This is a genomic window from Streptomyces flavofungini (assembly GCF_041028215.1).
Lineage (GTDB): Bacteria > Actinomycetota > Actinomycetes > Streptomycetales > Streptomycetaceae > Streptomyces > Streptomyces flavofungini_B.
The window spans coordinates 1-6,656 of the sequence record NZ_JASKYR010000395.1; the positions used below are offsets into that span (position 1 = coordinate 1).

Genomic DNA, 6,656 nt, shown 5'->3' on the forward strand with positions numbered 1-6,656 from the left:
GTGGGTGGGCGGCCACCCATTCGACCGCTTACGATCCTCTGCGTGTCCAAACTGACCGACGTGCCCAAACGGATCCTCATCGGGCGCGCACTGCGCAGTGACCGGCTCGGAGAAACGCTCCTGCCGAAGCGCATCGCACTCCCCGTCTTCGCGTCCGACCCGCTCTCCTCCGTGGCGTACGCGCCGGGAGAGGTTCTTCTCGTCCTCTCCATCGCGGGTGTCTCGGCGTACCACTTCAGCCCGTGGATCGCCGTCGCGGTCGTGGTCCTGATGTTCACCGTCGTCGCGTCGTACAGACAGAACGTGCACGCCTACCCGAGCGGTGGTGGCGACTACGAGGTCGCCACCACCAACCTCGGCCCCAAGGCCGGACTCACCGTCGCCAGCGCCCTGCTCGTCGACTACGTCCTGACCGTGGCCGTCTCGATCTCCTCCGGCATCGAGAACCTCGGCTCCGCGGTCCCCTTCGTGGTCGAGCACAAGGTGCTCTGCGCCGTCGCCGTGATCGTGCTCCTCACGGTGATGAACCTGCGCGGGGTGAAGGAGTCGGGCAAGCTCTTCGCGATCCCGACGTACGTGTTCGTGGCGGGCGTCTTCATCATGATCGCGTGGGGCGCCTTCCGCGGCCTCGTCCTCGACGACACCATGCGGGCCCCCACCGCCGACTACGAGATCAAGCCCGAGCACCAGGGCCTGGCGGGCTTCGCACTGGTCTTCCTGCTCCTGCGCGCCTTCTCCTCCGGCTGCGCCGCGCTCACCGGCGTCGAGGCGATCAGCAACGGCGTCCCCGCCTTCCGCAAGCCGAAGTCGAAGAACGCCGCGACGACGCTCGCGCTCATGGGCGGCCTGGCCGTCACGATGTTCTGCGGCATCATCGCGCTCGCCATGGTCACCAAGGTCCGCATGGCCGAGGTCCCGGGCAAGGACCTGTTCCTCGACGGCACCCCGGTCGGCTCGGACTACGTCCAGAACCCGGTGATCTCCCAGGTCGCCGAGGCGGTCTTCGGCCACGGCAGCTTCCTGTTCATGATCCTCGCCGCCGCCACCGCGCTCGTCCTCTTCCTCGCGGCCAACACCGCGTACAACGGCTTCCCGCTGCTCGGCTCGATCCTCGCGCAGGACCGCTATCTGCCGCGCCAGTTGCACACCCGCGGCGACCGCCTCGCCTTCTCCAACGGCATCGTGCTCCTCGCGGGCGCCGCGGCCCTCCTCGTCGTGATCTACGGCGCGGACTCCACCCGCCTGATCCAGCTCTACATCGTCGGCGTCTTCGTCTCCTTCACGCTCAGCCAGATCGGCATGGTCCGGCACTGGAACCGCCACCTGGCGGGCGAGAAGGACCCGAACAAGCGCCGCCACATGGTCCGCTCCCGCGCGATCAACACCTTCGGCGCGTTCTTCACCGGCCTCGTCCTGGTCGTCGTACTCGTCACCAAGTTCACGCACGGCGCCTGGGTCGCGCTGCTCGGCATGTGCATCTTCTACGTGACGATGACCGCGATCCGCCGTCACTACGACCGCGTGGCCGAGGAGATCGCCGCCCCGGAGACCCCCGACGACGACAGCATGCGCCCGTCCCGGGTGCACTCGATCGTCCTCGTCTCCAAGATCCACCGCCCGACGCTGCGCGCCCTCGCGTACGCCAAGCTGATGCGCTCCAACACCCTCGAAGCGCTCAGCATCAACGTCGACCCGGCGGAGACCAAGGCCCTGAAGGACGAGTGGGAGCGCCGCGGCATCACGGTCCCGCTGAAGGTCCTCGACTCGCCCTACCGCGAGATCACCCGGCCGATCATCGAGTACGTGAAGAACCTGCGCCGCGAGAGCCCGCGCGACGTGGTCAGCGTGGTCATCCCGGAGTACGTGGTGGGCCACTGGTACGAACACCTCCTGCACAACCAGAGCGCCCTGCGCCTGAAGGGCCGCCTGCTCTTCACCCCCGGCGTCATGGTGACGTCCGTCCCCTACCAGCTCGACTCCTCCGAGGTCGCGAAGAAGCGGGCCCGCAGGCGTTCGGAGTGGAACGCGCCGGGTGCGGTGCGCAGGGGCCCGGTGGAGAAGCCGCGACGGACGAAGGAGCCGACGAAGAAGGCCTGAGCCACGGCTTGGGCATGGCTCATGTCGAGCGGCCGGGCGGCACCCACGTAGACTGGTGGGCTGTTGTCCGGCCGTACCCCTTTTCACGTTGTGGAGCCCCCCGCCATGCAGGCAGAACCGAAGAACGCGCAGGCGGGTAAGGCGGAGGACGCACCGTCGTCGGACACGTCGCTGATCGGCCGGGAGTACGAGGTCGAGGTCGGCCCGGTGGCGCACGGCGGCCACTGCATCGCCCGTACGGACGAGGGCCAGGTCCTCTTCGTCCGCCACACCCTGCCGGGCGAGAAGGTCATCGCCCGGGTGACGGAGGGCGAGGAGGGCGCGCGCTTCCTGCGCGCGGACGCGGTCTCCGTCCTTGAGTCGTCCAAGGACCGCGTGGAGGCCCCCTGCCCCTACGCGGGCCCCGGCCGCTGCGGCGGCTGCGACTGGCAGCACGCGAAGCCGGGCGCGCAGCGCCGCCTCAAGGGCGAGGTCATCGCCGAGCAGCTCCAGCGCCTGGCGGGCCTGACGCCCGAGGAGGCGGGCTGGGACGGCACGGTCATGCCGGCGGAGGGCGACAAGCTCCCGGCGGGCGAGGTCCCGTCCTGGCGCACCCGCGTGCAGTACGCGGTGGACGCCGACGGCAACGCGGGCCTGCGCCGCCACCGCTCGCACGAGGTCGAGCCGATCGACCACTGCATGATCGCGGCGGAGGGCGTCTCGGAGCTGGGCATCGAGCGGCGGGACTGGTCGGGCATGGCGTCGATCGAGGCGATCGCGGCGTCGGGTTCCCAGGACCGCCAGGTGATCCTCGCCCCGAAGCCGGGTGCCCGCCTGCCCATCGTGGAGCTGGACAAGCCGGTGTCGGTGATGCGGGTGGGTGAGAAGGACGGCGGCACGCACCGCGTCCACGGCCGCCCCTTCGTCCGCGAACGCGCCGACGGCCGCACGTACCGCGTGGGCAGCGGCGGCTTCTGGCAGGTCCACCCCAAGGCGGCGGAGACCCTGATGCTCGCCGTCATGCAGGGCCTCACCCCGCGCAAGGGCGACACGGCCCTCGACCTGTACTGCGGCGTCGGCCTCTTCGCGGGCGCCCTGGCCGACCGCGTCGGCGACAAGGGCGCGGTCCTCGGCATCGAGTCCGGCAAGCGCGCGGTGGAGGACGCCCGCCACAACCTGGCGTCCTTCGACCGCGTCCGCATCGAACAGGGCAAGGTCGAATCGGTCCTCCCGCGCACGGGCATCACCGAGGCCGACCTGATCGTCCTGGACCCCCCGCGCGCGGGCGCGGGCAAGCAGACGGTCCGCCACCTGTCAGGCCTGGGCGCCCGCCGCATCGCCTATGTGGCCTGCGACCCGGCCGCCCTGGCCCGCGACCTCGGCTACTTCCGCGAGGGCGGCTACCGGGTGCGGACGCTGCGGGCGTTCGATCTGTTTCCGATGACGCATCATGTGGAGTGCGTGGCGATTCTCGAGCCCGCCGAGAAGGGCCGCTGACCCCCGCTCAGCCTCGCCCGCGTTTCAAGGCGTCGTAGTGGGCGAGGCAGGCCTCGTAGGTGGGGAGGAGGCCTGAGTCCGCTGCTTCCTTCAGGCCCAGGGGGTTCACCTCGATCATGGTGCCGGGGACGTAGGCCTCGGAGCAGAGGTAGTTCATGCAGGCGTCGTCGGTCAGGGTGAGGAAGGCGTGGCCCAGGCCCTCGGAGAGGTAGACGGCTATGCCGGAGTCCTCGTCCTGGTAGGTGGGCGTCTTCGAGGAGAGCGGCTGGAAGTGCGTCGACGCGTGGCCCGGCCAGACGTTCCACGGGCTCGGTGATCTTCGAACTGGCCTGAGCGCCGGCGCCGGCCTTGGACGCACGGGTTCCGGGTGAGCATCACCTCGCGCGGCCGCGCGCTGCTGCTTCTGCTGCTCTACTCCGACGTCGGCCCGAAGGACGCGCCGACCGTGCTCCGCGCGGGCTCCCACCTGGATGTTCCCCGCATGATCGCCCCGTTCGGCGAAGAGGGCTGCCCCATGGTCCGTGATGACATCGTCGACAAGAAGACGGCGCACCGGCCGGAGGTACTGGCCACCGGAGAGGCCGGTGACGTGTATCTGGTGCATCCCTTCACGGTGCACGCCGCCCAGTCGAACCGGGTGGGGCGGCCCCGGTTCATCGCTCAGGCGTCGGCGGAACCCCGCGAACTGGTCATGACCGAACGGGCCGACGGAGACTTCAGCCCGGTCGAGCGCGCCGTCCGGAGGGGACTCGGCATGACGTGACGGTGCGGCGCGGTCACCACGTCGCCGCGTCGGCGAACGACGTCGGGCCCGGGCGGAAGCCGAGCCCGTGGCGGGCCGCTGTCAGGGAGAGGGTGCGTTCCTCCGCGAGGTGGCTGATGGCGTACCGGGTCACCCGGGGCGGGGCTGGGCGGCGGGTCAGCCGCCAGGCCGTCTCCGCCGTGGTGGCGACCGCCGATGCCATGCCCTTCGGCAGGGCGCGCAGCCGCACCCGTACGCCGCGTGCCGCGAGCAGTTCGCGCAGGGCGTCGCCGATGGGGACGGTGTCCGCGTCGGCGATGTTGTACGTGCCCGGCCGCGTCGCGGGGTCGCAGGCCAGGAGCGTGGCCTCGGTCAAGTGGTCGATGTGGGTGAGCGACTGGAGTGCCGTGCCGTCGCCGGGCAGCCAGAGCGCGCCGCCCCGCACCGCGCCGAGCACCCGGGGCAGCAGCGTACGGTCGCCGGGACCGTACACCGCGTGCGGGCGCAGCACGACCGTGTTCCCGCGCCCCGTCAGGGCTCGCTCGGCCGCCGCCTTCGAGGCCGCGTAGGGAGTGAGGTAGCGGGTGACCGGGGCCTCCGCCTCGTGGGCCAGGACGGTCGGTACGAAGGGGTCGTACACGCTCGCCGTGGAGATGTGGACCAGGCGGACGCCGGGGAAGGCCGCCGCGACGTGTCTCGTGCCGGTGAGGTTGGCCCGCCAGACCGGTGCGGGCGGGCCCCAGTCGGCGACGGCCGCCGCGGCGTGCACGACCGCGTCCACCTCGGGCGGGTCGGCCAGTGGGCCTGTGGTCAGGTCCCACTCCGCGCGGGTGAGTCCGTGCACCGTCCAGCCCCGGTCGGCCGCCGCGCGGCGGACGGCCGCGCCCACGAAGCCCCGCGCGCCGGTGACGGCGATCCTCATGACGCCCGTCCCGTGCGTACGGCCGCGGCCCCGCGGAGGCGGGCCCGCAGCGCCTCCCGGTCCGGCTTGCGGGAGCGGCCCGCCACCGGGATGCGGTCGAGGACGACCACCTCGTCCGGGAGCGCCGCCGCGTCGATGAGGGACGGGAGGCGCGCGCGTACGGTCGCCGAGAGGACGGTGGCGGGTGCCGTGCCGTCGGGGACCACGGCCAGGACCACGCGCTCGTCGCCGTACGTGCCGGGCACGCCCACGATCACCGCCTCGGCGACGCCCGGCAGGGCGGTAACGGCGGGTTCGTACAGGCCGGGGTAGATGTTCGTACGGCCCCGGATCAGCATGTCCTTCTTGCGGCCGAGCAGGATCAGGCGGCCGTTCTCCAGGCGGGCGAGGTCTCCGGTGGCGTGCTCGGTCATCGGCGGCTCGCCGAGGTAGCCGCGGCACAGGTTCGGCCCGGAGACGTGGAGTTCGCCGTCCGCCGCCGTGCGGACGGCGATGCCGGGGAGCGGGGTGCCGAGGAGGTCGCCGAGGCCGGTGTACTCCGTCTTGTCGCGTCCGGTGGCCACGGCCACCGGGACCATCTCCGTCATGCCGTACACCGCGAGGAAGTCCACCTCCGGCAGGGCGCGCGCGGCGCGGCTCAGCAGGCCGGGCAGGACCGGGGCGCCCCCCAGGACGATGTGCCGCAGTGTCGTGGGCAGCGCGGCCTCGCCCCGCTCCACGGCCCCGACGACCGCGGGCAGGTCGGCCGGGACGCAGAACGCGTGCGTGGCGCCACAGAGGCCGCGGGCGAAGCGCCCCGGGTCGGTCGCGGGCGCGAAGCCGTGGGGCGGCATCGTCCAGTGGGCGCCCGCGATCAGGGCGGGGACGCCCATCATGAGCTGGTCGGTGTGCAGGACGTCCCCGGCGCCCATCGCCAGGGCGTGCCCGCAGCCCGCGAGGCCCGCGCCGAGCGAACCCCGGGTGTGCACCACCGCTTTGGGGGCGCGGGTGGTACCCGAGGTGAAGACCACGAGGGCCTCCTGGCGTGGGTCGGCGGCGGGGCGTATCGAGGGGGCGGGCCCCGCCGCGAGCGCTCGCGCCGACAACGACCCGGCGGGCACCCCCGGCAGCCACCGGCCCGCGTGGATGTGGCGCAGGCCGAGGCGGTGGTACGGGGGCAGGAGCAGACCACGCCGCCTGGCGAGCGGGCGGCCGTACCGGGCCACGGCGTACAGCAGGGACTCGGCCGCGGCCCAGCGGGGCGCGGCCAGTTCGCGGCGCGCGGCGAACAGTTCGGGCCCCGCGCCGGGATCGGCGAACACCACGGTGCCGCCCGCCGCGATCACCCCGAGGGCGAGGACGACGCCGTCGGGCCCCGGGCGCACGGAGAACAGCACCCGGTCCTCGCGCGCCATGCCCGCTGCCCGCAGCCCGCGCGCG

General features: G+C 72.7%; 6 protein-coding genes. 3 read left to right on the plus strand and 3 right to left on the minus strand.

The annotated features are described in order from the left end of the window. Positions 1 to 42: 42 nt before the first annotated feature. Both AB8Z36_RS24765 and AB8Z36_RS24770 read left to right on the plus strand, forming a co-directional pair. On the plus strand, positions 43 to 2,097 hold the full coding sequence (locus AB8Z36_RS24765; protein WP_369215577.1) for an APC family permease: 2,055 nt from the start codon (positions 43 to 45) through the stop codon (positions 2,095 to 2,097). 105 nt (positions 2,098 to 2,202) lie between these two features. Further along, positions 2,203 to 3,573, plus strand: a complete 1,371-nt coding sequence (locus tag AB8Z36_RS24770; protein WP_369215578.1) for a class I SAM-dependent RNA methyltransferase — start codon at positions 2,203 to 2,205, stop codon at positions 3,571 to 3,573. Between the two features lie 7 nt (positions 3,574 to 3,580). On the opposite strand, the gene AB8Z36_RS24775 is transcribed toward AB8Z36_RS24770, so the two are convergent. Next, positions 3,581 to 3,931, minus strand: coding sequence for a dTDP-4-dehydrorhamnose 3,5-epimerase family protein (locus tag AB8Z36_RS24775; RefSeq protein WP_369215579.1), 351 nt, complete (start codon positions 3,929 to 3,931; stop codon positions 3,581 to 3,583). Positions 3,932 to 3,940: 9 nt separating this feature from the next. Between AB8Z36_RS24775 and AB8Z36_RS24780 the strand changes: the two genes are divergently transcribed. After that, a complete protein-coding gene (locus AB8Z36_RS24780; RefSeq protein ID WP_369215580.1) occupies positions 3,941 to 4,336 on the plus strand; it encodes a phytanoyl-CoA dioxygenase family protein in 396 nt (131 codons plus the stop codon). Positions 4,337 to 4,349: 13 nt separating this feature from the next. Here AB8Z36_RS24780 and AB8Z36_RS24785 read toward each other — a convergent pair whose 3' ends face one another. Then, entirely contained in the window at positions 4,350 to 5,237 is an 888-nt protein-coding gene (locus tag AB8Z36_RS24785) for an NAD-dependent epimerase/dehydratase family protein (RefSeq protein WP_369215581.1), read from the minus strand. Next, a partial coding sequence (locus AB8Z36_RS24790; RefSeq protein ID WP_369215582.1) for a class I adenylate-forming enzyme family protein occupies positions 5,234 to 6,656 on the minus strand: 1,423 nt, incomplete at its 5' end. The genes AB8Z36_RS24785 and AB8Z36_RS24790, both read right to left, overlap by 4 nt.

Excerpts from the sequence above, each read along its gene's own strand:
- AB8Z36_RS24770 (WP_369215578.1), top strand. The coding sequence starts at position 2,203 with ATGCAGGCAGAACCGAAGAACGCGCAGGCGGGTAAGGCGGAGGACGCA.
- AB8Z36_RS24785 (WP_369215581.1), bottom strand. The coding sequence starts at position 5,237 with ATGAGGATCGCCGTCACCGGCGCGCGGGGCTTCGTGGGCGCGGCCGTC.